This is a genomic window from Candidatus Paceibacterota bacterium (assembly GCA_028711505.1).
Lineage (GTDB): Bacteria > Patescibacteriota > Minisyncoccia > JAHISW01 > Tagabacteraceae > JAQTSC01.
The window spans coordinates 17,187-39,579 of the sequence record JAQTSC010000006.1 but is presented as its reverse complement, the minus strand read 5'-3'; the positions used below and the strand labels follow the sequence as shown (position 1 = coordinate 39,579).

Below are 22,393 nucleotides of genomic sequence, written 5' to 3'. Positions count from 1 at the left end.
TCCTTTTAAGCACTTGGTCGCGCACTTCTTTGGAAATGCGGTGTTTCTTTGTTATTGTCATATACCCCAATTATATTGGCTGCTAAATATTGTACAAAGAGTGTCTTAGATTTGGGGTACCTACCATCACGGATGATGACTTCTCTGGAGTAAAAGTAAAAATCAAAGAACAGCTCGAGCTATTGCAAGACGAACTGTACGCCCAAGATAAAAAGTTGAATATGAGAATAGACGAATTACAGGATATGCTTTTATTCGTCCGTAACGCTTATGAAGCCTACACAAAATCACCGGATGAGATGAAACGATTATTCCTTGGCCTATATTGGGAGAGGTTTGAAGTAGCCGACAAAAAAATCCAAACCGTAATACCATCACCGATCATTAGAGGCCTAATGCAAGCGGAGGATCTGGTCTTTACCAAGAAATACAAGGAAATCACCGGTCCGAGAATCATAACCGACTTGGCCGTAGAGTTTACACCATTTGTAGCTGGCAAATCAAAATCCAAGATTGCCCCTAAAACGCAAAAATCCCGACAAATTGCCGAGATTCCTGCAATGATATCCAATCAACCGAACTCGGTTATATTAGATACCGTTTGGGGTGCCTAGAGAGAATCGAACTCTCGATACCACTTCCACAGAGTGGAGTTTTACCACTAAACTATAGGCACCATAAATTTTAATTTCCGTTCCGTTTGGGAACAGATTTTTCTTTTCTTTTGAAAAATTTTACTACTCAGCCAAATGCACTTCCGCGCCTTCTTTAACCGCCTGGTCTACTTTAATTGCGATTTCTTCCCCTTTTTTCGCGCTGTTTATCTGCTTGTGGTCAATCTGCATTGATTCCACTTTTTGTTCAAATTCCTCGCCAATCTTTTTGAACTTTATAGTGTCTCCCGTGGAAACTTTATCGTCCAGCAGAATAACCGCGACCATGGCTTTGTCAAAAAAATGAGTGACTTTGCCGATTAATTTGTCCATAATTTGGCCAAAATAAAGTTTAATAATCTTGACCTTTCATCATAAATTCTACTATAAATCGGCGATTTTGCAACTGTGCCCCTACGAGGAATTGAACCTCGATTTCAGCCTTCGGAGGGCTGCGCTTTATCCGTTAAGCTATAGGGACGAGGGTTGATATTTCAAAAAAATTATGACAAAATTGTATTGAAAAATCAATTTAATTCTGGTTTTTGTCCCCGTAGTGAAACGGATATCACGACAGTCTTCGGAACTGTTATTGGGGGTTCGAATCCCTCCGGGGACGCACTGTTTATGTCTTATAAAATTCCAAAAGAAATTTTAAACGTCCTGGAGCGGCTTGAAGCGAACGGTTTTGAGGCGTATCTTGTCGGTGGCTGCGTGCGCGATCTTCTTTTAAACAGAAAGCCGAAAGACTGGGACGCCACAACAAACGCCAAGCCCGAAGAAATACAGAAAATTTTTCCGGATTCTTTTTATGAAAATGACTTTGGCACTGTCGGCGTTATCACGGGTTCGGAAGACGAGACATTAAAAGCGGTGGAGATAACCCCATATAGAATAGAAGCTAAATATACAGATAAACGTCATCCGGATATAGTGCGTTTCGGCGACAGTCTTGAAGAAGACTTGTCTCGCCGCGATTTTACCATAAACGCCATGGCTCTTCTTGTATCGCAGTCGGCGTATTTGCGTTCGGACGGCGCAAGCGAAGCCGATGATGAAATTCTTGAAGAAAAATTTGTGGAAATAAGAGATCCTTTCGGAGGTAAAAATGACTTGAAAGCCAAAGTGATAAAGACAGTCGGCAATCCGGAAGACAGGTTTGAAGACGACGCATTAAGAATAATGAGAGCGGTGCGTCTCGCGGCCGAAGTTGGTTTTGAAATTGAGCCGGAAACCGTTAAAACAATAAAAGAAAAATCGCATCTTTTGAAAGCGATTTCCATGGAAAGGATACGCGACGAGTTTTCAAAATTGCTTATGTCGGCATCGCCCAAAAAGGGGATTGAAGAAACGCAGGAAGCGGGAATTTTGAAATTCGTGGCGCCGGAACTGGAAGAAGGAATCGGCGTGGGCCAGAATAAAGAGCATATTTTTACTGTGTGGGAACACAATCTGCGCGCTCTTCAGCACGCGGCTGACAAAAATTTTTCTTTGGAGATTCGCATGGCGGCGCTTTTCCACGATATCGGAAAACCTAGAACAAAATGGGGAGAAGGAATTGAATCCACTTTTTACAGCCATGAAGTTGTCGGCGCTAAAATGACCGTGGAAATTTTATCGCGGCTTCGTTACCCGAAAAAATTTATAGAAAAAGTGGGAAAGCTTGTGCGCTGGCATTTGTTTTTTTCGGACACGGACATTATCACTCTTTCCGCGGTGCGCCGCCTTGCGCGAAATGTCGGAGAGGAAAACGTTTGGGATTTGATGAACGTCCGTTTTTGCGACAGAATAGGGATGGGCAGGCCGAAAGAAGAGCCGTATCGTTTGAGAAAATACGAATCAATGGTGGAAGAAGCTTTAAGGTCGCCATTAAACGTTTCCAAGCTTGATATAAAAGGAGAAGACGTGATGAAAGCGGCGGCGGTTGAACCGGGGCCGAAAGTGGGTTTTATTCTTCACGCTCTTTTGGAAGAAGTTTTGGATGAGCCGGAGAGAAACAAAAAAGATTATCTTTCCGCGCGTTCAGCCGAGCTTGCTAAACTTCCAGAAGAAGAAATTAAAGCGCTTGGTGAGGAAGGCAAGGCCAGGAAAGACGAAGAAGAGCAGAAAGAGCTTTCGGAAATAAGAAAAAAGTACGGAGTAAGATAATCCTTCGACAGGCTCAGGACAAACGGGCTGGAGTATGCCGGTAGTACGCACCCTTCGGGAGGGTGTAGACTGGGTTCGATTCCCAGCAGCCCGACCAATTCAGACATTTCAAATTTTCAGGGGAAAGAGTTTGCTCGCTCGCCCTACCAGAGTTTATTCGTCTGACTGGCGGGGCGAGACTCTTTTTAATCCTTGTTAAAGAGATTTTATATCTGCTAAAATCTCTTTAACAATTAAGATTGACTTTTGTTGAGCTAGTAACTATTAAATTTTTTTTAAGTAAAATTATTGATTAATATTAATAAAATAAATTTATGGAGAATTCATTTGAAAAACCATCGATCACTGAAGTATGCGAGAATAGGCGTTATGTTTGTGATGAAGAAAGATATAGAAAAGAACCCCTTTATCACCGAGGAATGGATTTGCTTGAGTTAACTACGGATGTCGCTTTGAAGATTGAGCAAACTAAGGAAATTAGCTACAAAGAACTAGAAAAGATAAAGGATTCTCTGGAAGATTTTGGAGGAAATAAATTGGTCGGTTCGGATCTTGGACCTCTTTTGGAGGATATAATTGACTTACAGGAGCTAATCATAACAAAAGCAGAAAGAAAAGAGAGAGACGGAGAAAGACATGAATATCTTGAAAAAATGCTAGAATCCAGAGAAAAGCATTTTCCTCAGACAAGAGAAGAAATAGAAACCCAGAAAAAAGTGTATAAAGAAAGAATAATAAATACTTTCAATGGTATAAGGGTTGGAATTGGAATTATGCTGGGAAAAATAGAGGAATAATTTTGTTGTGAAATAATGCTGAAAAATGGTTTGTGTTGCGATACTCAAAAATACCCCCGCCAAAAGCGGGGGTATCCTGTTTTTACGCGGCGGAAACATTTGCCGGAGTATCATTAGCTGGTGTTCTCCAGCCATGGAAAGAACGGCAGCTGCTTTTTCCCTTGCAATTGTTGAGCCTGTGCTTTTTGCCGCATTTTTTGCAGCGTTTCGCGTTGCAGTTTTTTGTGCCGCATTCTTGACATGTCCAAATCGCGCTTGAAGAAGCCATAATTTCCTCCCTGTTTTATTGTTTTTGCCGAGAATTGTAAAGAACTGAAATTAACGCAAAGAACAAAAAACTGGTCTTGGAAGACCAGTCTATTTTGCTTTTAAAAATCTTTTTATAATTTTTATAAACGCGCAAAACAGACTGATTTTCCAAACCAGTTAATAAGAAAATAATAAATTGAGCTAAAAATTTCTCTGTTTCCCATGTTTATTTCAGTTTAGCCTTTCATTTGGCAATGTCAATTTTGAATTTGACAAAAAATAGAGCTGTGTGCTATCTGTAATAACTGTGCTTAGATCTTTAATAAGGAGGTAAAAAAGAGGCAGGGGCTGAGTTTTTTGACGGAAACCTTAAAAAAGAAAAAAAGGAGTTAGCTTGATGAAGAAGATTTTTTGCGTGTTGTTGGTTTTATCGGCGGTTTTTTTGTCTGTACCGGTTTTGACGCAGGCCTATGACATAACCATTTATGACCCGATAGGTGACCAGATAGGCGAATCCGGTTTTGACACTACTCAAATCTCCTACAATGTGAATACCAATCCGCTTGTTGTGAGCATCTTAACGAATTACACGGAAGCGGGCATTCTTGTGGGAAGCTGGCAAACTTTGCCGGCGGATTTAATCCTGTGGGGAGAAGAATCCTCTCCGCCTGCCTACGCGATTCCGTTAGTCGATCACGGGACGTTCCAAGCGGGTCATCTTTATGCTGTGAGCGATTGGCTAACTTCCGATGAAATCGCGGCATCGTTTGGCATAAGCAGTCCTCCGTATATATGGGGATTTGGACAAAACGTTTGGGCTGAAAGAGGTTCAGACACCGGATTTTCAGGCACTGTGGCCTGGAACGGAGACGGTGTTAAATATACGGCCGATAACTGGTATTGGACTGACGCCGTTCCTCCCGGAGATTATCTGGGAATTTCATGGGGTACCTCAACTTGCGCAAACGACATTATTGGCGCTCCTGTGCCCGAACCGGCAACCATGCTTCTTTTGGGAAGCGGTTTAATCGGTTTGTCCGGTTTTGCCCGGCGCAAATTCAAGAAAGCATAGATTGGTTCTGCTTTTAGCAGCAGCGGCCACTATCCTAAGCGGATAGTGGCCTTTTTGTTTTTTGCGGGAATCCCCAGTTTTTTTTCTGATTCACTATTATATTTTCGCATACCTGTTAAAATAATAATCAATAGGGTTGCTCAAATTTATAAATAATAAACTAAAAATATGATAAACCCAATTCAAATAAAATACGCGGAAGAAGCGTTCTCCAAGGGCGCGTCCGAAGCGGACGTTAGGATTAAGTTAAAAGGTGAAGGGCTTACCGATGACGAAGTTTCCCGCATTTTTTCCGAAGCTAAAGGGCGAAAAGATTTTCTTTCCGGCAATATAGCGTCGCCTTCTGTCGCAAATCCGGCTCCCGGTCAGCCGTCATCTCCGGTTCAGCCTGTTTTCTCAAGGCCGACTCCTCCTCCGGCTCAACCCGGCGCTCCTGTTTTTCAGAGGCCGACTCCTCCTCCGGCTACTCAGGCTCCTGTCTTTTCTCAAGTTCCTCCCAGGCCCCAGACTCCTCCGCCAGCCGTTCCTCCAACGCCTCCTCCGGCTCCCAGACCCGAAACGAAATTGCAACAAGATACCCAAAAGATTTTTCAGCCGCTTGGCGGCATGGGAACGCCAAGGCTCCAAACAGTTTCTTCTGGCGGAAAAACGTTTTGGCTTTTTGCTCTGATTTTTCTGCTTTTAATCGCTGCGGGAGCGGGATATTATTTCAAAGATGAAATAATCGGACTTTTTTATTCTTCAACAAATGTAATAGAAGAAGATTTTGGCGCGTATACTCCTCCGGAAAATAATTTTGACCAGAATCAGCAGGCGGCAGAAGAAGAAGGAACGAATGAGGGGCTTGAAGTTGTAGGTGAAATAACACCCGCGGAACAAGAGCAAGCTGCGATTGACCCAAACGACGCGAAAGCAGCCGTTATAAGCCAGGCAAAAGTATTTTTGGCTTCGTATTACAGCCAGAACGGCAAATACCCGACGCTTGAACAATTTAATGCCGGGTTCCAACTGTTCCAATCCGATAAAGACGCTTTTTACTGCTATAGAAAAGAAGGAACGCATTATGTGGTTGGCACGACATTGTCAGATGCCACGAAATCGGTTTTGCAGAATGATTTGGATGGAACTTATGCTTGCGGAGCGGCAACCAAAAATTGCGCCGATCCTCTGTATTGCGTTGGGCCGGAAAACTAAATAAAATAGGAAGGCATGAAAAAAAAGGTTTTCTCGGGGATTCAGCCCACGGGCAATATACATATAGGAAATTATCTTGGCGCCATAAAAAACTGGGTTGATTCGCAGCCTGATTTTGATAATATTTTCTGCGTTGTTGATTTGCACGCGATAACAGTCAAACAGGATCCTAAAATTCTCAAAGAAAAAATCACGGAAACTGCCGGACTTCTTTTGGCATGCGGAATAGATGCGGAAAAATCAACATTGTTCGTTCAATCGCGTATTCCGGCGCATTCCGAACTGGCATGGATTTTGAATTGTTTTACGCCGATGGGCTGGATGGAAAAGATGACGCAGTTTAAGGAGAAATCCCATAAAGCAAAAATCGGACTGCCTGCAGGCAGGGAAAATTCAAGCGTGGGGCTCTTTGATTATCCGGCGCTTATGGCCGCGGACATTTTGCTTTATGGTACTGAAGCCGTGCCGGTTGGCGAAGACCAGAAACAGCACGTGGAGCTGGCGCGCGATATCGCCAAGCGCTTTAATTCAATTTATGGAGAAACTTTTGTTTTACCCGAAGCCGTGATACGAAAAACAGGCAATAGGATAATGGGGCTTCAAAATCCGGGAAAGAAAATGAGTAAAAGTGAAAACGGAGAAGGGAATGTGATAAATCTTTTGGACTCGCCCGACAAAATCAATTCAAAAATATCAAAAGCCGCGACTGATTCGGGAAAAGAGATTGTTTTTGATAAAGGCAGGCCGGGAATTTACAATCTGCTTACTATTTATGAAATGTTTAGCGGTTTGGAAAAGAAGAATATTGAGAAAAAATTCGGGGGCAAAGGATACGCGGAATTCAAAAAAGATTTGGCGGAACTTGTTATCCAAAAATTAACGCCGATTCAGGAAAGATATAAAAAGATGGCATCAGAACCCGGAAAAATTGATGAAATTTTAAAACAAGGCGCGGAAAAAGTGAGACCATTGGCCGAGAAAAAACTCGCTGAAGTAAAAAGTAAAATCGGGCTCGGGTAATCCTTTGGCGGGCTGTAGTACAACGGCAGTACGTACCCTTGGGGTGGGTATGACCGGAGTTCAATTCTCCGCAGCCCGAATAGATAAAAATATGCTTAAAATAATAATTTTTCTCGTGGCGACCGTGTTGACCGCGTCCACTGTTTTGGGAGACATCTTGCTTAAAAAAGCCACATTGTCTCAAAAGCCCGCTTCCTCAATTTTGATAATAGCCGCCGCTTTAATATGGGGAGTGTCCGCTTACGGCTGGTTTTGGATTCTTAAAAAAATGGAATTTTTGGATGCCGGAGTGATATTCAGCATGGGAGCTCTTGTCCTCGGCGCCTTAGTCAGCGTTTTTATTTTTAAGGAGCATCTGGCGTTTGCCGAAATTATCGGTTTGATCCTTGCCGTGATTTCAATTTTTTTAATGGTGGAGTTTGTCTAGTTTTACGGCATTTAAAAGAAAATGAAAACAGAATTGGACATTATCATCAGAAACAGCGGGGAGCTTGAAGATTACGTGGATGAAAATCAGGATCTTCGGTATCCGGATAACGACATTCGGCTGGAATTTCAGCCGAATGAAAGCGAAATCAGGGACATAGAATGCAAAAGTTTGTTTTTATGCGTTTTTAAAAACGGAGCCGTAGACGAAAGATTTGATTTCGCGGGAAGGGATATTATGTGTTGGGGCGATTGTATCTTGAGAGATTTTTACGGAAGGCATTTTATGGGCGGCAGTTTTGTGGGCCGTGATTTTGACGGCGTAAACGCTTTTATGTGGACTTTTGAAGGGAGGAAAGTGATCTATTATGCCGCGTTCGTCGCTTACAATCTTTTGAGATGTTCCAGTATTTTTGGAAAATTAGATAATTCCCTCCATGAATGCTTAAACGAGAAGATAGAATTTATTGACGAGGAAGATTTCAAATACGGAGTTTATTCTCTTTTTTAGAGAAAGTTTTATATTAAAATATTTTTTATTCTCTCCGCTTCCGCCGAAAGTTCGGCGGAGTTTTCGTATTCTCCGTGGTGTCGCGCCGCGCCGTAAGTTCCGCGTTTTTGGTCCAGGTGTATATTTATAGTTAAAGCATTTTCTTCGGCTTTAGCGTAAATATGGAAACGCGGATAGTCGGCCCCTCCGAGGCGTTTTACAAAGCTCATTTCGTTATTTTCGTTTCCGAGAAAAACATAGCCCGCCCTGCGCAAAGACACGGAAGGGTTTTCTTTGAAATTTTTGATAGCGATTTTCATCCTGTTAGAGACAGGAAACATGAATCGTTTCCGTCAAATAAAATTTATAATTATTGATAATTTGCTGTTTCCTCGATTGCTTTTTTCTGTGCGAAAATGTCGGGTATAAAATTTCAAAACGCCACCCATTTTATTTTGAGCGGTTTTTTGAATTTTTTATTCGCGGCTTTGGCGGCCGCCGCGGCCCAAAGACCATGAGAGATTACATCCATTAGAGAGTTTAAACGTTGAAAGGGTTTTTAGGATACAGGCGGCTAAAAAATTATTTTATTTTTTTCGCCTTGAGGTGTAATCCTTTTTTCAGGCACCGGGTGCAGATTTTCCGGCGTTTGCCGTCGGGAAAAAGCGCCCATTGAAGATTTGGATATTTTCTTGTTTGTTTTGTCGGGTTGTATTTACCGCGGAGCAGGTTTCTTTTTCCTCCCATTTTGGAACCTTTGCCGCAGATAGGACATTCTTTTGCCATTTGGTTAATATAATTGTATTTTTCGGTTAATGCAAGTTTTATTTTTCGGGTTTTTAAAATTTGGCCGGTATAAATTTTAAGATAAGTGCTTTATAATTGAATTATGGCAGGGGCTGAATTTTTGTTCGCTATCGCGATTTTGATAATGTCCGTGGTGGTACACGAATTTTCCCACGGATATTCGGCGTATCTTTTGGGCGATCCGACCGCCAAATACGCGGGCCGGCTTACTCTTAATCCGATAAAACATCTGGAATTATTCGGTTCTTTTTTGGTGCCGCTTATGACTTATTTCGCGGGAGGATTTATTTTAGGCTGGGCAAAACCGGTACCGTATAACCCGTACAATTTGAAAAATCAAAGATGGGGTTCTGCCATTGTGGGAGTTGCGGGACCTTTTGCCAATCTTTTTGTCGCAGTGTTTTTTGGCCTTTTTTTACGCTTTGGAATCGGGGCGGGATTTTTGCCTTATTCTTTTTTTCAGATACTTTCGTCAATAGTGTTCATAAACATAATCCTGGCGGTTTTTAATCTTGTTCCCATCCCTCCGCTTGACGGTTCAAAACTTCTTTTCGCAGTTTTACCGGCGAGCCTTTCAAATATGCAGGAATTCCTTGAAAAATTCGGTTTTTTTCTTGTTTTGGCGTTTATAATTTTTTTCCCGGGCGCCATATTGCCGATTATAGAGTTTTTGTTTAGCTCGGTGGTTGGAACAGGGTTTTAACCAGGCGTTTTAGCCGGAATTTTATGGAAAGACAAGCGGCCTTCCCAAAGAGGGTTGCTTTTTTTAAATAAAGTAATACTATATGAATTAGCCCGTTTGTGGGCTTTATTTTTCTTGAATTATTTCACAATTCCATTATTCTGGATTTGATATCTGTTTTTTATTATGCCGACCATAAATCAATTGGTAAAAAGAGGGAGGAAAAGCCCGGTTAAAAAATCAAAATCGGTGGCTTTGCGGCGCGGGTTTAATGTTATCAAAAACAAACCCGTGTCTTATCCGTCTTCTTTTAAAAGAGGAGTTTGCCTAAGCGTCAAGACAACGACACCGAAAAAGCCGAACTCTGCCTTGCGGAAAATCGCCAGGGTGCGATTGTCAAACGGCATGGAAGTGACGGCGTATATCCCGGGAGAAAAGCACAATCTTCAAGAACACTCCGTCGTGATTTTGCGCGGAGGCAGAGTAAAAGATTTGCCCGGAGTCCGATATCATATCGTGCGCGGAGTTCTTGATTCCGCCGGAGTTGAAGGCAGAAAACAGCAGAGGTCAAAATACGGAGCCAAGAAGCAAAAGGCGAAAGAATAAAAATTATATCATAACATTCATTAATTTTTGGCATGAGAAGAGCGATAAAAAAGAAGCATTTTATCAAGCCGGATCCGAAACACGGCTCTTTGGCCGTTGAAAAAATGATAAATTACGTAATGGACAGCGGGAAAAAATCCGTGGCAAGAAATATCGTTTATTCAGCTCTTGAAGAAATAGGGAAGAAAACCAAAAAAGACCCTATGGAAATTTTTGAACTTGCCCTTAAAAACACGACTCCTCTTTTGGAAGTGCGCTCGCGCAGAGTTGGAGGCGCCAACTACCAGGTTCCCCGCGAAGTCTCGGTAAATCGCGGGTTGAGTTTGGCAATGAGGTGGCTTATAGGAGCGGCAGGAAGCAAAAAAGGAAAGCCTATGGCCGAGAAGCTTGCCGAAGAAATGATAATGGCTTCAAAAAATGAAGGAGAAGCCATAAAAAAGAGGGAAAACACCCACAAGATGGCTGAAGCGAACAAGGCTTTTGCCCATTTTGCCTGGTAGAATTCTCGTTCATCTAAATAAATTTATTTAAAGTTTTTATTTTTGCATTTTATGAGACCTTATCCTTTAGACCGGACGCGCGATATCGGCATTATCGCCCACATTGACGCAGGAAAAACAACCGTTTCGGAACGGGTTCTTTTTTATACTGGAGTTTCCCATAAAATAGGAGAAGTTCACGAAGGGGAAGCGGTAATGGATTGGATGGACCAGGAAAGAGAAAGAGGTATAACCATTACTTCGGCGGCCACGACTTGTTTTTGGAAACCGACTTATTTATCCGACCAAACCAAAAACGGAGAAAATGAATATCGCATAAATATAATAGATACACCCGGACACGTTGATTTTACCGTTGAGGTGGAGCGTTCTTTAAGAGTACTTGACGGAGCAGTCGTTGTTTTTGACGGAGTTGCCGGAGTGGAATCGCAGTCTGAAACCGTGTGGAGACAAGCCGACAGGCATCATGTTCCCAGATTGTGTTTCATAAATAAAATGGACAGGATGGGCGCCAATTTTGAAAAAAGCCTGGGGTCAATTTACGAGAGGCTTACGCCCAATGCCGTCGCTATGACTATTCCTATCGGTCTTGAATCGGAGCTTAAGGGAGTTATTGATTTGATGCGCATGAAGGCGGTTTATTTTGAAGGGGCGCACGGAGAAAATCTTAAGGTGGAGGAAATCCCCGATGAATTAAAAAGCGAAGCGGAAAAATATCGCGCTGTTCTTCTTGAAAAAGTGAGCGAAACCGACGATGCCCTTACCGAAAAATATCTTGAAGGAAAAGAAATATCGGAAGAAGAAATAAGACGCGCTATGAGAAGCGCGTGCATTTCCTATAAACTTGTTCCTGTTTATTGCGGTTCGGCTTTGAAAAACAAAGGAGTGCAATTGGTTTTGGACGCGGTTGTTGATTTTCTTCCGAATCCAAAGGAGACGCCTCCGGTAAAAGGGACAAGCGTAAAAACTGGAGAAGAAATTATTCGTGAGATATCGGACGAGGCTCCCCTCACCGTTTTGGCTTTCAAATTGCAGACAGACCCTTACGTCGGACAGCTGACTTTCGTCAGGGTGTATTCGGGCGTTCTTACTTCCGGTTCCTATGTTATGAACGTAAGGACAGGGAAAAATGAAAGAATCGGGCGAGTTCTTCGCATGCACGCTAAACACAGGGAAGAAGTAAAAGAACTTTACGCCGGCGATATCGGAGCCATTGTCGGACTCAAAGAAACAAAAACAGGAGACACTCTTTGCAATGAGAGCGACCCCATTATTCTTGAAGGAATTACTTCGCCGGAAGCCGTGGTTTCCATGAGAATAGAGCCAAAGACTAAAGCCGATCAGGAAAAAATGAGCATGGCGCTGCACAGACTTTCCGAAGAAGATCCTACTTTTAAAATAAAAACCGACGAAGAAACGCTTGAAACGATTATTTCCGGCATGGGAGAACTTCATCTTGAAGTTTTGGTTGAGAGAATGCGCAGAGAATTTAAAGTTGACGCCAATGTGGGTCGGCCGCAAGTCGCTTATAAAGAAACAATTATGAACGAAGCCGAGGCTGAAGGAAAATACATCAGGCAGTCCGGCGGACGGGGACAATACGGCCATGTAAGAATAAGAGTGGCGGCGAGAGAAAGAGGCAAAGGATTTGAATTTATAAACTCCATAAAAGGAGGCGTTATCCCGCAGGAATTTATTCCGGCGGTTGAGAAAGGAATGAAAGAAGCCATGGAAAAAGGCGTTATTGCCGGTTTTCCTCTCGTCGACATGTCCGCGGAGCTTTATGACGGGTCTTATCACGAAGTTGATTCCTCGGAAGCGGCTTTCAAAATAGCCGGGTCAATGGCTTTGCAAGAAGCCGTAAGGCGCGCCAAGCCGATAATTCTTGAGCCGATAATGAAGGTTGAAGTCGTGACTCCCGAGAAATTTTTCGGAGATGTTACCGGAAGCTTGAATTCGCGCCGCGGTCAAATTGAAAATATGAGCGACAGGCTCAATTTGAAAGTGATAGACGCGAAAGTTCCGCTTTCGGAAATGTTCGGTTATGTCACGACTTTGCGTTCTCTTACCGAAGGGAGGGCGAGTTTTACGATGGAGTTTAATTGTTATGAGAGAGTTCCGGAAAATATAGCAGGGCTGATAAAAGAAGGTAAAAAATAAAGATTAAAGCTTTTTTAGAAACATGGAGGAACTGGAGGATTTATCTGATAACAAAGAAAAAAACGAGACTGATTTGTTTTCTGAACGCGCCTTTGACGATTCCCTGGACTTTGAGGCGGAAATTGAAGAATTGCCCTTGTAGTATTGACCGGTTTTGTTTTTTCTGTATTATTTATGTATTGTCTTTTGGGACATTTTGTTTTAGCATATTTTTAGGGTCAAAAATTTTAAAAAAATTATAAGCATTAAAAACAAAAAGATTTAAAAATTATGGCGGAAAAATTTGAACGCTCAAAACCTCATGTGAACGTCGGCACAATCGGCCACGTTGACCATGGAAAGACCACTTTAACAGCGGCTCTTCTTCATTATTTAAGCCTTGCCGGAAAGAAAGTGAAGGTTGAGACAATCGACCAGATAGACAACGCGCCGGAAGAAAGAACGCGCGGAATTACTATCGCTCTTCATCACTCGGAATACGAAACGGATAAGAGGCATTACGCGCACATTGACTGCCCGGGACACTCCGATTTTATCAAAAACATGATAACGGGAGCCGCGCAGATGGATGGAGCAATTTTGGTTGTGGCGGCTTCGGACGGAGCCATGCCTCAGACAAGAGAGCACATTCTTTTGGCTTATCAGGTAGGAGTTCCCAGAATAATAGTTTTCTTAAACAAAGTTGACCAGGTTGATGATCCGGAGCTTGTTGATTTGGTTGAAGAGGAAATAAGGGATTTGCTCAAAAAATACAATTTCCCCGGAGGCGAAACGCCTGTCATAAGAGGTTCTGCCCTTAAAGCTCTTGAAGCGAAATCCGCGGAAGATGATGCGTTAAAGCCTATGGCGGAATTGACCAAAGCTCTTGACGATTATATTCCGGAACCGATTCGCGATGTTGAAAAGCCTTTCCTTATGCCCGTTGAAGACGTGTTCTCAATTGAAGGACGCGGCACTGTTGTTACGGGAAGGATTGAAAGAGGAAAAATCAAACTTACCGATGAAGTGGAAATTGTCGGGCTTAAGCCTACGATAAAAACCACCGTTACCGGAATTGAAATGTTCAATAAATCTCTTGACGAAGGGATGTGCGGCGATAACGCCGGCATTCTTTTGAGAGGACTTAAAAAAGAAGATGTTGAACGCGGACAAGTTTTGGCAAAAACGGGCTCTATTACTCCTCACTCTGAATTTGAAGCCGAAGTTTATATACTCACGAAAGAGGAAGGCGGTAGGCATACTCCGTTTTTCGCCGGCTACAAACCGCAGTTCTATATAAGAACAACCGATGTCACCGGTGAAGTTACATTGCCGGAAGGCACTGAAATGGTTATGCCCGGAGACACGATGAAATTCAAGATAAAACTTATTTCTTCCGTAGCATTGGAAGAAAAGCAAAGATTCGCAATAAGAGAAGGCGGAAAGACTGTCGGCGCAGGAGCTGTTACGAAGATTATAAAATAGTTTTGAAACTGCGTACCTGATTCAAGCTCTTTTCAAACAAAACCCGCGAAACAGAAATGAAGACAAAAACTCCCAAAATAAAGAAAGAAGCGCCCGATTCCATGAAATTGAGAATACGCGTTCGGGCGTATGATCATAAAGTTTTGGACAATAGCATTAAGCAGATTGTCGAAACGATACAAAGGGCCGGCATTGAATTTGTCGGACCGGTGCCTCTTCCCACGGAAATTAAAAAATATACCGTGAATCGTTCGACGTTTGTCCACAAAGATGCGCGGGAGCAGTTTGAAATAAGAGTGCATAAACGCCTTTTGGACATACTGAACCCAAATCCGAAAACAATAGACGCGCTTACAAGTTTGAATTTGCCCGCGGGCGTGGATATTGAAGTAAAGACTGTATAATTTTTCAAAATCCCGCCCCGCTTGCCCGCTTCGCCGCAGCTTTAGCGAGGCTTGCAGCGGGGCGGGATTTTGCTATACTGGCGAAGCAGCTTGGAATTACGGACTTGTCTTTCAGTTTTTTTGCCTTCAGAGTCCTTGAAATCCAAATCCGTAATCCCAATCAAAAAATTTTATGAAATTCATTTTAGCCAAAAAAGAAAAGATGACGCAGATGTTTGACGAAGACGGAAATGTTTATCCGGCGACTTTGGTTGTTGCCGAACCAAACAAAATAACTTGCGTTAAAACAAAGGAAAAAGACGGTTATGAAGCCGTGCAGGTTTCTGCCGGTTCTCAAAAAAGAGAATTTCGCTTTAATGGAGCTGAACAATTTAAAACCGGAGACGAAGCCAATGTTTCTCTTTTTAACGAGGGAGATAAAATAGAAGTCTCGGGTATTTCAAAAGGGAAGGGTTTTCAGGGCGTTGTAAAAAGGCACGGGTTCAGCGGCGGACCGAGAACTCACGGCCAAAAACATTCTGAAAGAGAACCCGGTTCAATCGGCGGCGGAGGCGGAAGAGCCGGAGGCAGGGTTGTAAAAGGAATGAAAATGGCAGGAAGAATGGGCGGAGACAGAATCACCGTGAAAAATCTTAAAATTTTGAAAGTTGACGCCGGCAGTAATTTAATCCTTGTTTCAGGGGCGATTCCGGGAAGGAGAGGAACGCTGCTGGAAATTAGAAGCACCAATTAATAATTAACATGGAAGCTAGATTATACAATCAAGAGGGCGAAGAGAAAGGAAGCATTAAGCTTTCGGAAAGCATTTTCGGCTTGAAGTGGAACGCTGATTTGGTTCATCAAGTCATGCTTTCAATGCAGTCGAACGCGCGCATTCCTTCGGCTCACGTCAAAGACAGAAGCGAAGTCCGCGGCGGAGGCGCCAAGCCTTGGCGCCAAAAAGGCACAGGCAGAGCAAGACACGGTTCTACCCGTTCGCCTATTTGGGTTGGAGGCGGCGTTACCCATGGTCCGACGAAAGAAAGGAATTTTGAGAAAAAGATAAATAAAAAAATGAAAAAGAAAGCTCTTTTTGTGGCGCTTTCGCAGAAGCTTCGGGACAACGAAATCTTGTTCTTGGACGATTTAAAAATTGAAAAACCAAAAACCAAGGAAGTTTCAATTGTGCTGTCAAATTTGGCAAAAATCAATAATTTTGAAAAACTTGGGCAGAAAAGAAAAAACAGGGCAATAGTTTTGGTTGAAAAAAAGCAGGATGACTTGAAACGGGCGTTTTCCAATATCCCGGGTATCCTTTTTGACGAAGCGAGAAATTTGAATCTGCTTGACGCGCTGAATCATAAATATGTTGTTTTCACGAAAGACGCGTTAAAAATTCAGGGGCAATAATAAGGTTGTTAAAACTGCTTTTTAGTAAAAATATCCTTATATAATAAGGATATTTTTACTATTGACACATAGTTTGTTTTATGATAATATTGTGGCAGAATTGAAATCCAATAAATCCTGACCCGTTTAGTGGGCAGGTGGTGGAAAATAAGGAGGGGTTATGGATTGGATAAAAGAGTGGGAAGTCGAGGAATTTATAGGGTGGTGTTTTGCCGGAACTTCCGCGACTTGGGCTTCGGTTATTGTTGAAGGCCATCATGCTTCTGTTGCCTTCAACGGGCTTTACGTTATCCTTCATGAAGAGGAGATCGGGCTTTCTCGTTTTTCGCCGGAGGATTTTTACGACAGATTCTTCGGGAAAATTCAGAAACCCATCATTTCTTCTTCTGAAGAGATGAAAAGTCACAAAATACGGTATTGGTGCCAAGCGGCACTGACAGAATAACAATCCTTTTCTTTTCTTACGGGCGTGGCGACCCGAGGCATTGAGCCTTAATAGCCCACAGGCTAAATGGGATGGTGCGTGAGCGGTTTTGGCAGCCGCAAGATATAGCACCTGATGTCTGTGCCCTTTTTAGGGGATTAGTTCTTTCCGGTTTTTGGAAATTTAACCGAATAAAAAATTTCCATTCCTTCCAAGTTCGCAAATGAGTTTGCGGGTTTGGAAGGGAGGAGTTCTTTGGAAAAACAATTTAGACGGCCGATGGCCGGAGGAGGAGAAAGATGTGCCCAACATTAGTTTTGGATATAACCGAACAAAAAATTTCTCATCTTCCTCATTGGATGAGAAGGATGAGAGCATCTGTCATCGGGCAGATGCTACAAGGGGTTAAAGCCCCTTTTGGTGGGCCAAGAGGAGCAAAGGCAGTGGTTTCTGTTTGGGACCACAAAAAAAACGACCATGTCGTAATTGCTGACCCGGTCAAACTAATGGACTGCTTGGAGGGTCGGTGCATTTATCAATATCACCGAACCATCATGCAGTTTCAAGTATAAAAGGATGAAGGTTTAATTTTGACCAGTTAGGGTAAGGCGCCACGTCTAGGAAACGCGGTGCCTTTTTTGTTTTTTACATTGGACAGATTTTTTCTTTTAGATTTTCTATTTATGTATTTACGCTATAGCGTAGATATAGAGGCAGAATTTATTTGCCATGATTTATTTATATATTTTTAAAGGCTTTCTGTCTTTATTTTTGTGGGGGATTTACAAATTAAAATGCTTGCGAAGATTTGTATCAGGAGATATCGGCGCTTCTATGTAGTAAACATATTCTTCCGCGTCAAAAAAATTTATGACGAAATTTATTTCATCGTGACAAGGGAAGGGGAATACGAAAACACTTTTTTGGAATTCAAGAAATCCGAGTTTTTTCAGTTTGCGGCGCAAAGCGTCTCTGACTTTTTTCTTTTCCTCGGGCACATCAAAAAGCACTATCCGCCATTTTTTATCCCACTTCTTTTTCTTTTCAAGCGTCAAATTGTTAAATTGATATTCAAGCCACCGCGCTTTGCCTTTTTGCGTGAGACGGATTTTTTCCGTGTTCGCGTCTTTTATAACTTCTGCCAGCTTATTCAAACGAAGCATCCTTATTGTTTGATATAGACTTTTTCTGTCTATTTCATTCCATGCCTTGTCATTTTCTCTGTGGAATGTAAGCCGTAAGCGTTTGTCTCTTGTCATATTTAGCATAAAATCTTTTGCAAATATCTCAAGAACTTTGGCCAGATTGTATCCATATTTCCCCATAATTTTATGGTATCATATCTGCGCTATCGCGCAAATACAAATACAGAAATAAATAAAATAAATAAAAACAAATAAAGAGTAATAAGAGTAATAAAAGGGCTATACGTTGCGAAGAAGGATGCAAAAACTCGCGGTTGACAAATAAAGGCTGTATTGATAGTATTTTATAGTATTTTATTTTGCTCCAGCTTCGGTTTAGGGAGCGGAGTGTTTTATTATGTTATGGCGCTTTTAGATTTATTCAAAAAGACAAAGGCCGAGGAGAAATTAAAGCGCCCCTCAAAAGGCGTTTTAACATCTGCGCCTGCGGAAAAAACCGCGCCGTCAGTTCGTCCCGCTGCTAAGCGGACAGGCAGGACAGCGGCAAAAAAGAAAGAAGAGGGGAAAGAGGCGGACTCAGCGGCAAAAGAAAAATCTTCCGAGACAGCTTCCCGGGTTATTTTGTCGCCTCACATAACGGAAAAGACCACGGATTCTTCTGAAAAAGGCATTTACGCGTTCAAGGTTTCAGTCAGGGCGAATAAAAATGAAATAAGGCAAGCCATAAAAGAACTTTACGGATTTGAGCCGGAAAAAATAGCGGTTTCCAACATGCCGGCAAAAAAGCGTTTTGTAAGAAGAAAAGTCGGTTTTAAGTCCGGATACAAAAAAGCCGTGGTTCATTTGAAAGAAGGAGATAAAATAGAATTGGCGTAATATGAAATCCTACAATCCCACAACTCCATCCCGAAGGCACATGACGGGAATAAGTTTTAAGAAAATTTTTGCCGGGAAAAAAAACGAGCCTTTGAAAAAACTTTCAAGCGGTTTTAAGCGCGCCATGGGAAGAAACGGCGACGGACGTATCACTACCAGGCACAAAGGAGGCGGAAGCAAGCGCACTTACAGATTCGTTGATTTTGTTTACGACAAGAAAAACATACCTGCCAGAATAGAGTCGGTTGAGTATGACCCGAACAGGACAGGATTTATCGCCCTTTGCGTTTACGCTGACGGTGAAAAAAGATATGTCCTTGTCCCTCAGAGCATGAAAAAAGGGGACACCTTTACGGTCTCTGAAAAAGCGGAAGTGAAAGCGGGCAACAGAATGCCTTTGGGAAAAATTCCATCGGGAACGATGATTTATAATATTGAATTCCATCCGCTTGCAGGAGCCAAGCTTGTGCGTTCCGCCGGTTCTTACGCCGAACTTTTGGCGCATGACGCCGGTTACAGCCAAATAAAGATGCCTTCAAAAGAAGTGCGCAAAGTTCACGACAAATGCTGGGCTTCCATAGGCGCTGTTTCAAACGAAGAGCATAATTTGATAAATATAGGAAAGGCCGGCCGTTCCAGGTGGCTCGGCATAAGGCCTACCGTTCGCGGTACCGCAATGAACCCGGTTGACCATCCTCATGGAGGCGGCGAAGGCAGACAGCCCAGAGGATTGAAGAGGCCGAAAAATCTTTGGGGTAAAGGCACAAGAGGCGTCAAGACGAGAGACAAGAAAAAATATTCAAGCAAATTTATTATTTCAAGAAGGGTGACGAAGAAGAAAAAATAAAAATTTTTAACATGAGCAGAAGCCTTAAAAAAGGTCCTTACGTAGACCCGAAACTTTTGAAAAAAATCAGCCGTGTAAAACCGGAAAGCGGAACGGTTATTAAGACATGGTCGCGCGACAGCCAGATTTCTCCGGAAATGCTCGGCCATATCATCGGGGTCCATAATGGCAAAGATTTTATAGAAGTGAGAATTATAGAAGAAATGGTGGGTCATCGTTTGGGAGAATTCAGTCCGACAAGGAAATTTATCAGACATGGCGGTAAGATGCAGAAAGAACTTGAGATGAAAAAGAAAGAAGCCGCGGCGTCCGCGACAGCCAAGTAGCCGTTAATACCGGGCATTTAAGCCAAAGCGACAAAAAATAATTTTATGGAGATAAAAGCAAAATTAAGATATCTGAAAACCGCGCCAAGAAAGACGAGGCTTTTGGCTGATCTTGTAAGAGGAATGTCGCTTAAAGACGCGGAGATGAGTCTTAAATTTAACGAGAAAAAATCTTCCACGCCAATTTTGAAACTTTTAAAATCGGCGGAAAGCAATGCCAGAAATAACCATAAAATCGGTCCGGAAAATCTTTTCGTTAAAGAAATAAAAGTTGATGAAGGCCCTGTTTTGAAAAGGCATATGCCCAGAGCAAGAGGGAGAGCGACTGTCATAAGAAGGAGAATGAGCCACGTAACCGTTGTTTTGGCGGAAAAACCGGTTAAGGAATTAAAAGAGAAAAAAAGCGATAAAAAATAATTTTATTTTAAACCGGAAATTTTAATATTATGACGCATATTGTTCATCCATATTCATTCAGGCTAGGAATTTTGCGAAATTGGAAATCGCGCTGGTTTGACGTGAAAGATTTCAAAAAATTTTTGAAAGGAGATGTGCTTGCCCGGGAGTGGCTGGAAGAAAGGACAAGGGGAATGTATGTGGATTCCATTGAAATAGAGCGTTCAAAAGATGTCATAAGAATAATAATCAAGACTTCCCGACCGGGGCTGTTAATCGGAAGAAAAGGGGAAGGTATTGAGAAAATAAAGAAAGAGACGGAAAAGTTTTTCAAAAAAGCCGGTATCAGCGGCACTTACAGAAAAATAGAGTTTGTCGTGGAAGAAGTGGTAAAGCCGGAAATGCAATCGGCTATTGTCGCCCAGATGATGGCTGAAAGTTTGGAAAAGCGTTTCCCTTTCAGAAGAGTTATGAAGCAGACAATAGAAAAAGTCATGGCTAACAGGGGGGTAAAAGGAGTGAAAGTTGTTTTGTCGGGAAGGCTTGGCGGGGCCGAAATGAGCAGGCGGGAATGGCTGAGCCAGGGTAAAATGCCACTTCAGACGCTTAGAGCGGATGTTGATTTTGCCAAAGCGCGCGCGCATCTTCCTTATGGAGATATAGGAGTAAAAGTTTGGATATATAAAGAAGAATAAAATCATCCATGTTGTTTCCAAAAAAAGTAAAACACAGAAAATGGCACCGGCTTCGAAAGAATCCGAAGAAAAAACAAGTCGCCACAAGAGGAACGACGGTGGCTTTTGGCAGTTTTGGTTTGAGATCGGAACAGGTTGGAGAAATTTCTTCAAATCAGATAGAGTCAGTGAGAAAAGTTCTTACGAGAGCAGTCCAGAAGAGCGGAAAACTTTGGATAAGAATTTTTCCGGATAAGCCTATCACCCAGAAGCCGCCCGAGGTTACGATGGGCAGCGGGAAAGGCGACCCTAAAGGATATGTAGCCGAGATAAAACCCGGAAGAGTACTTTTTGAGATAGACGGACTTCCGGAAAAAGAGGCAAGAAACGTTTTAAGAAAAGCGGCTTCAAAATTGCCGATTAAGGCAAAATGCGTGGCAAGAGAATAAACTGCAGACGGAAATCATAAATTATTGCACCATGGAAAAGGAAAATTATAAAAATAAACAAGAAAAAGAGCTGAAAACGATTCTTGCGGAAACAAGAGATTCTTTGAGGATTTTCCGTTTTAAGGTGGCGAAAGGCAAAGCAAAAAATGTTAAAGAGGGCCGGACTTTAAAAAGAACAGTCGCGCGCTTATTGACGGAAATCAATTTACGGAATAAAAAACAATAATCATGGAAACAATATTGGCGAGGAAAAAATTAAAAGGAGAAGTCGTTTCCGACAAAATGGATAAAACCGTTGTTGTTTTGGTTTCCCGCCTTGTTAAAAACAAAAAATACGGCAAGTACATAAAAAGAAGCAAAAAGCATAAGGTCCATGACGAGAAAAACGAATACAAGATTGGAGACAAAGTTATCATCGAAGAATGCAGGCCTTTGTCAAAAGACAAGCATTTTAAAATTATTGCCAAAATATGATTCAACCCCGCGCGATGTTAAATGTGGCAGATAACACCGGAGCCAAATTGGTTCAGGTTATTAAAGTTTTGGGAGGCAGCAAAAGAAGATACGCGCGGATCGGAGATATCGTCGTCGTTTCGGTCAAGATAGCGGAGCCGAGAAAAGCGGTAAAAAAGAAGGAAGTGCTGAGGGCCGTCGTTGTAAGGCAGAGGCAGCCGTTTAGAAGAAAAGACGGTTCATATGTCCGTTTTGACGACAATGCAATCGTTATTTTGGAAAGCAAGAAAAATTTAGACCCCAAGGGAGGGAGAATTTTCGGTCCTATACCGCGGGAGCTGAGAGAAAAGGGTTATGCTAAGATTATTTCTTTGGCGCAGGAAGTGCTATAGACAGAATATAGAAAAATATTATGAAATTGAAAAAAGGAGACAAGGTTTTAATAATAGCGGGCAAGGACAAAGGCAAATCCGGAAAAATTGCCAAGGTTATTCCTTCTGCCGATAAAATCGTCGTTGAGGGAGTAAATGTAAGAAAAAAGCATTCAAGACCCAAAAAAGCGGGACAAAAAGGTCAAACTGTTCAGATGGCGATGCCGATGAACGTTTCCAATGCCAAGCTGATTTGCGGAAAATGCGAGAAAGCGACAAGAGTCGGTTATAAATTTATTGAAGGATCAAAAAAGGTAAGAGTTTGCAAAAAATGCGGAGGGGAAATATAGAAAAACAAAGATAAAAAAATT

General features: G+C 42.3%; 32 protein-coding genes and 5 tRNA genes. 30 read left to right on the top strand and 7 right to left on the bottom strand.

The genetic code is table 11. The features are described 5' to 3' along the window. The first annotated feature begins 89 nt into the window (after positions 1 to 89). Positions 90 to 614: a hypothetical protein gene (locus PHC85_03025; protein ID MDD5033055.1), complete on the top strand. Its 525-nt coding sequence runs from the start codon at positions 90 to 92 to the stop codon at positions 612 to 614. On the opposite strand, the gene PHC85_03020 is transcribed toward PHC85_03025, so the two are convergent. The 3 genes from PHC85_03020 to PHC85_03010 form a co-directional block, all read right to left on the bottom strand. Further along, positions 603 to 676, bottom strand: a tRNA-His gene (locus PHC85_03020). The genes PHC85_03025 and PHC85_03020 overlap by 12 nt on opposite strands. 61 nt (positions 677 to 737) lie before the next feature. Continuing rightward, the gene (locus PHC85_03015; GenBank protein ID MDD5033054.1) at positions 738 to 986 is read right to left on the bottom strand and encodes a hypothetical protein; all 249 of its coding nucleotides are present in this window, start codon (positions 984 to 986) and stop codon (positions 738 to 740) included. Positions 987 to 1,062: 76 nt separating this feature from the next. Next, positions 1,063 to 1,134: transfer RNA gene (locus tag PHC85_03010), tRNA-Arg, on the bottom strand. Positions 1,135 to 1,200: 66 nt separating this feature from the next. Here PHC85_03010 and PHC85_03005 point away from each other — a divergent pair. From PHC85_03005 to PHC85_02990, 4 genes are all read left to right on the top strand, one after another. Further along, positions 1,201 to 1,272, top strand: a tRNA-Arg gene (locus PHC85_03005). An 8-nt stretch (positions 1,273 to 1,280) separates the two neighbouring features. After that, on the top strand, positions 1,281 to 2,801 hold the full coding sequence (locus PHC85_03000) for an HD domain-containing protein (protein ID MDD5033053.1): 1,521 nt from the start codon (positions 1,281 to 1,283) through the stop codon (positions 2,799 to 2,801). 23 nt (positions 2,802 to 2,824) lie between these two features. Continuing rightward, a tRNA-Pro gene (locus PHC85_02995) sits at positions 2,825 to 2,898 on the top strand. 217 nt (positions 2,899 to 3,115) lie between these two features. Then, positions 3,116 to 3,598 carry a hypothetical protein gene (locus tag PHC85_02990; GenBank protein MDD5033052.1) on the top strand — a complete coding sequence of 161 codons (483 nt, stop codon included), beginning with the start codon at positions 3,116 to 3,118 and terminating at the stop codon, positions 3,596 to 3,598. A 113-nt stretch (positions 3,599 to 3,711) separates the two neighbouring features. Here PHC85_02990 and PHC85_02985 read toward each other — a convergent pair whose 3' ends face one another. Then, complete coding sequence (locus PHC85_02985) at positions 3,712 to 3,846, bottom strand: hypothetical protein (GenBank protein ID MDD5033051.1); 135 nt, start codon at positions 3,844 to 3,846, stop codon at positions 3,712 to 3,714. Between the two features lie 398 nt (positions 3,847 to 4,244). Between PHC85_02985 and PHC85_02980 the strand changes: the two genes are divergently transcribed. From PHC85_02980 to PHC85_02955, 6 genes are all read left to right on the top strand, one after another. Next, complete coding sequence (locus tag PHC85_02980) at positions 4,245 to 4,919, top strand: PEP-CTERM sorting domain-containing protein (GenBank protein MDD5033050.1); 675 nt, start codon at positions 4,245 to 4,247, stop codon at positions 4,917 to 4,919. A gap of 168 nt (positions 4,920 to 5,087) precedes the next feature. Beyond that, a complete protein-coding gene (locus PHC85_02975) occupies positions 5,088 to 6,113 on the top strand; it encodes a hypothetical protein (protein ID MDD5033049.1) in 1,026 nt (341 codons plus the stop codon). 15 nt (positions 6,114 to 6,128) lie between these two features. Then, positions 6,129 to 7,133, top strand: a complete 1,005-nt coding sequence (gene trpS, locus PHC85_02970; GenBank protein MDD5033048.1) for a tryptophan--tRNA ligase — start codon at positions 6,129 to 6,131, stop codon at positions 7,131 to 7,133. A gap of 8 nt (positions 7,134 to 7,141) precedes the next feature. Beyond that, positions 7,142 to 7,212, top strand: a tRNA-Pro gene (locus PHC85_02965). Continuing rightward, positions 7,183 to 7,560: a hypothetical protein gene (locus PHC85_02960; GenBank protein MDD5033047.1), complete on the top strand. Its 378-nt coding sequence runs from the start codon at positions 7,183 to 7,185 to the stop codon at positions 7,558 to 7,560. The genes PHC85_02965 and PHC85_02960 overlap by 30 nt, the downstream gene beginning before the upstream one ends. A gap of 21 nt (positions 7,561 to 7,581) precedes the next feature. Further along, positions 7,582 to 8,070, top strand: coding sequence for a hypothetical protein (locus PHC85_02955; GenBank protein ID MDD5033046.1), 489 nt, complete (start codon positions 7,582 to 7,584; stop codon positions 8,068 to 8,070). 8 nt (positions 8,071 to 8,078) lie between these two features. On the opposite strand, the gene PHC85_02950 is transcribed toward PHC85_02955, so the two are convergent. Then, positions 8,079 to 8,369, bottom strand: coding sequence for a hypothetical protein (locus tag PHC85_02950; GenBank protein MDD5033045.1), 291 nt, complete (start codon positions 8,367 to 8,369; stop codon positions 8,079 to 8,081). 262 nt (positions 8,370 to 8,631) lie between these two features. Then, entirely contained in the window at positions 8,632 to 8,835 is a 204-nt protein-coding gene (locus PHC85_02945; protein ID MDD5033044.1) for a 50S ribosomal protein L28, read from the bottom strand. A 103-nt stretch (positions 8,836 to 8,938) separates the two neighbouring features. Between PHC85_02945 and PHC85_02940 the strand changes: the two genes are divergently transcribed. The 9 genes from PHC85_02940 (at position 8,939) to PHC85_02900 (ending at position 16,506) form a co-directional block, all read left to right on the top strand. Further along, positions 8,939 to 9,559: a site-2 protease family protein gene (locus tag PHC85_02940; protein MDD5033043.1), complete on the top strand. Its 621-nt coding sequence runs from the start codon at positions 8,939 to 8,941 to the stop codon at positions 9,557 to 9,559. 165 nt (positions 9,560 to 9,724) lie between these two features. Next, positions 9,725 to 10,144: a 30S ribosomal protein S12 gene (gene rpsL, locus PHC85_02935; GenBank protein MDD5033042.1), complete on the top strand. Its 420-nt coding sequence runs from the start codon at positions 9,725 to 9,727 to the stop codon at positions 10,142 to 10,144. A gap of 32 nt (positions 10,145 to 10,176) precedes the next feature. Then, positions 10,177 to 10,644: a 30S ribosomal protein S7 gene (gene rpsG / locus PHC85_02930; GenBank protein MDD5033041.1), complete on the top strand. Its 468-nt coding sequence runs from the start codon at positions 10,177 to 10,179 to the stop codon at positions 10,642 to 10,644. A gap of 51 nt (positions 10,645 to 10,695) precedes the next feature. Next, positions 10,696 to 12,804, top strand: a complete 2,109-nt coding sequence (gene fusA / locus PHC85_02925; protein MDD5033040.1) for an elongation factor G — start codon at positions 10,696 to 10,698, stop codon at positions 12,802 to 12,804. A 267-nt stretch (positions 12,805 to 13,071) separates the two neighbouring features. Continuing rightward, the gene (gene tuf / locus PHC85_02920) at positions 13,072 to 14,268 is read left to right on the top strand and encodes an elongation factor Tu (GenBank protein MDD5033039.1); all 1,197 of its coding nucleotides are present in this window, start codon (positions 13,072 to 13,074) and stop codon (positions 14,266 to 14,268) included. A 101-nt stretch (positions 14,269 to 14,369) separates the two neighbouring features. Then, positions 14,370 to 14,672, top strand: a complete 303-nt coding sequence (gene rpsJ, locus PHC85_02915; protein ID MDD5033038.1) for a 30S ribosomal protein S10 — start codon at positions 14,370 to 14,372, stop codon at positions 14,670 to 14,672. A gap of 172 nt (positions 14,673 to 14,844) precedes the next feature. After that, the gene (gene rplC / locus PHC85_02910) at positions 14,845 to 15,405 is read left to right on the top strand and encodes a 50S ribosomal protein L3 (GenBank protein MDD5033037.1); all 561 of its coding nucleotides are present in this window, start codon (positions 14,845 to 14,847) and stop codon (positions 15,403 to 15,405) included. Between the two features lie 8 nt (positions 15,406 to 15,413). Further along, a complete protein-coding gene (rplD, locus tag PHC85_02905) occupies positions 15,414 to 16,061 on the top strand; it encodes a 50S ribosomal protein L4 (protein ID MDD5033036.1) in 648 nt (215 codons plus the stop codon). A gap of 160 nt (positions 16,062 to 16,221) precedes the next feature. After that, the gene (locus PHC85_02900) at positions 16,222 to 16,506 is read left to right on the top strand and encodes a hypothetical protein (protein ID MDD5033035.1); all 285 of its coding nucleotides are present in this window, start codon (positions 16,222 to 16,224) and stop codon (positions 16,504 to 16,506) included. Between the two features lie 761 nt (positions 16,507 to 17,267). On the opposite strand, the gene cas2 is transcribed toward PHC85_02900, so the two are convergent. Then, positions 17,268 to 17,753: a CRISPR-associated endonuclease Cas2 gene (gene cas2, locus PHC85_02895; GenBank protein MDD5033034.1), complete on the bottom strand. Its 486-nt coding sequence runs from the start codon at positions 17,751 to 17,753 to the stop codon at positions 17,268 to 17,270. Between the two features lie 279 nt (positions 17,754 to 18,032). On the opposite strand from cas2, the gene rplW reads away from it, so the two are divergent. The 10 genes from rplW to rplX are packed head-to-tail and all read left to right on the top strand — an operon-like array spanning position 18,033 to position 22,372. Then, positions 18,033 to 18,506 carry a 50S ribosomal protein L23 gene (gene rplW, locus PHC85_02890; protein ID MDD5033033.1) on the top strand — a complete coding sequence of 158 codons (474 nt, stop codon included), beginning with the start codon at positions 18,033 to 18,035 and terminating at the stop codon, positions 18,504 to 18,506. A 1-nt stretch (position 18,507) separates the two neighbouring features. Continuing rightward, complete coding sequence (gene rplB / locus PHC85_02885; GenBank protein ID MDD5033032.1) at positions 18,508 to 19,353, top strand: 50S ribosomal protein L2; 846 nt, start codon at positions 18,508 to 18,510, stop codon at positions 19,351 to 19,353. Between the two features lie 11 nt (positions 19,354 to 19,364). Further along, entirely contained in the window at positions 19,365 to 19,679 is a 315-nt protein-coding gene (gene rpsS, locus PHC85_02880) for a 30S ribosomal protein S19 (protein ID MDD5033031.1), read from the top strand. 45 nt (positions 19,680 to 19,724) lie between these two features. Further along, positions 19,725 to 20,096: a 50S ribosomal protein L22 gene (gene rplV, locus PHC85_02875; protein MDD5033030.1), complete on the top strand. Its 372-nt coding sequence runs from the start codon at positions 19,725 to 19,727 to the stop codon at positions 20,094 to 20,096. Positions 20,097 to 20,125: 29 nt separating this feature from the next. Then, complete coding sequence (gene rpsC / locus PHC85_02870) at positions 20,126 to 20,770, top strand: 30S ribosomal protein S3 (GenBank protein MDD5033029.1); 645 nt, start codon at positions 20,126 to 20,128, stop codon at positions 20,768 to 20,770. An 8-nt stretch (positions 20,771 to 20,778) separates the two neighbouring features. Beyond that, on the top strand, positions 20,779 to 21,198 hold the full coding sequence (rplP, locus tag PHC85_02865) for a 50S ribosomal protein L16 (protein MDD5033028.1): 420 nt from the start codon (positions 20,779 to 20,781) through the stop codon (positions 21,196 to 21,198). Between the two features lie 31 nt (positions 21,199 to 21,229). Further along, positions 21,230 to 21,424, top strand: a complete 195-nt coding sequence (gene rpmC, locus PHC85_02860) for a 50S ribosomal protein L29 (GenBank protein ID MDD5033027.1) — start codon at positions 21,230 to 21,232, stop codon at positions 21,422 to 21,424. 14 nt (positions 21,425 to 21,438) lie between these two features. Then, entirely contained in the window at positions 21,439 to 21,672 is a 234-nt protein-coding gene (rpsQ, locus tag PHC85_02855; GenBank protein ID MDD5033026.1) for a 30S ribosomal protein S17, read from the top strand. Further along, a complete protein-coding gene (gene rplN / locus PHC85_02850) occupies positions 21,669 to 22,043 on the top strand; it encodes a 50S ribosomal protein L14 (protein ID MDD5033025.1) in 375 nt (124 codons plus the stop codon). Before rpsQ ends, rplN begins: the two co-directional genes overlap by 4 nt. 20 nt (positions 22,044 to 22,063) lie before the next feature. Next, positions 22,064 to 22,372 (top strand): 50S ribosomal protein L24, encoded by a 309-nt coding sequence (rplX, locus tag PHC85_02845; protein ID MDD5033024.1) that lies wholly within the window; start codon positions 22,064 to 22,066, stop codon positions 22,370 to 22,372. The last annotated feature ends 21 nt before the right edge of the window (positions 22,373 to 22,393 follow it).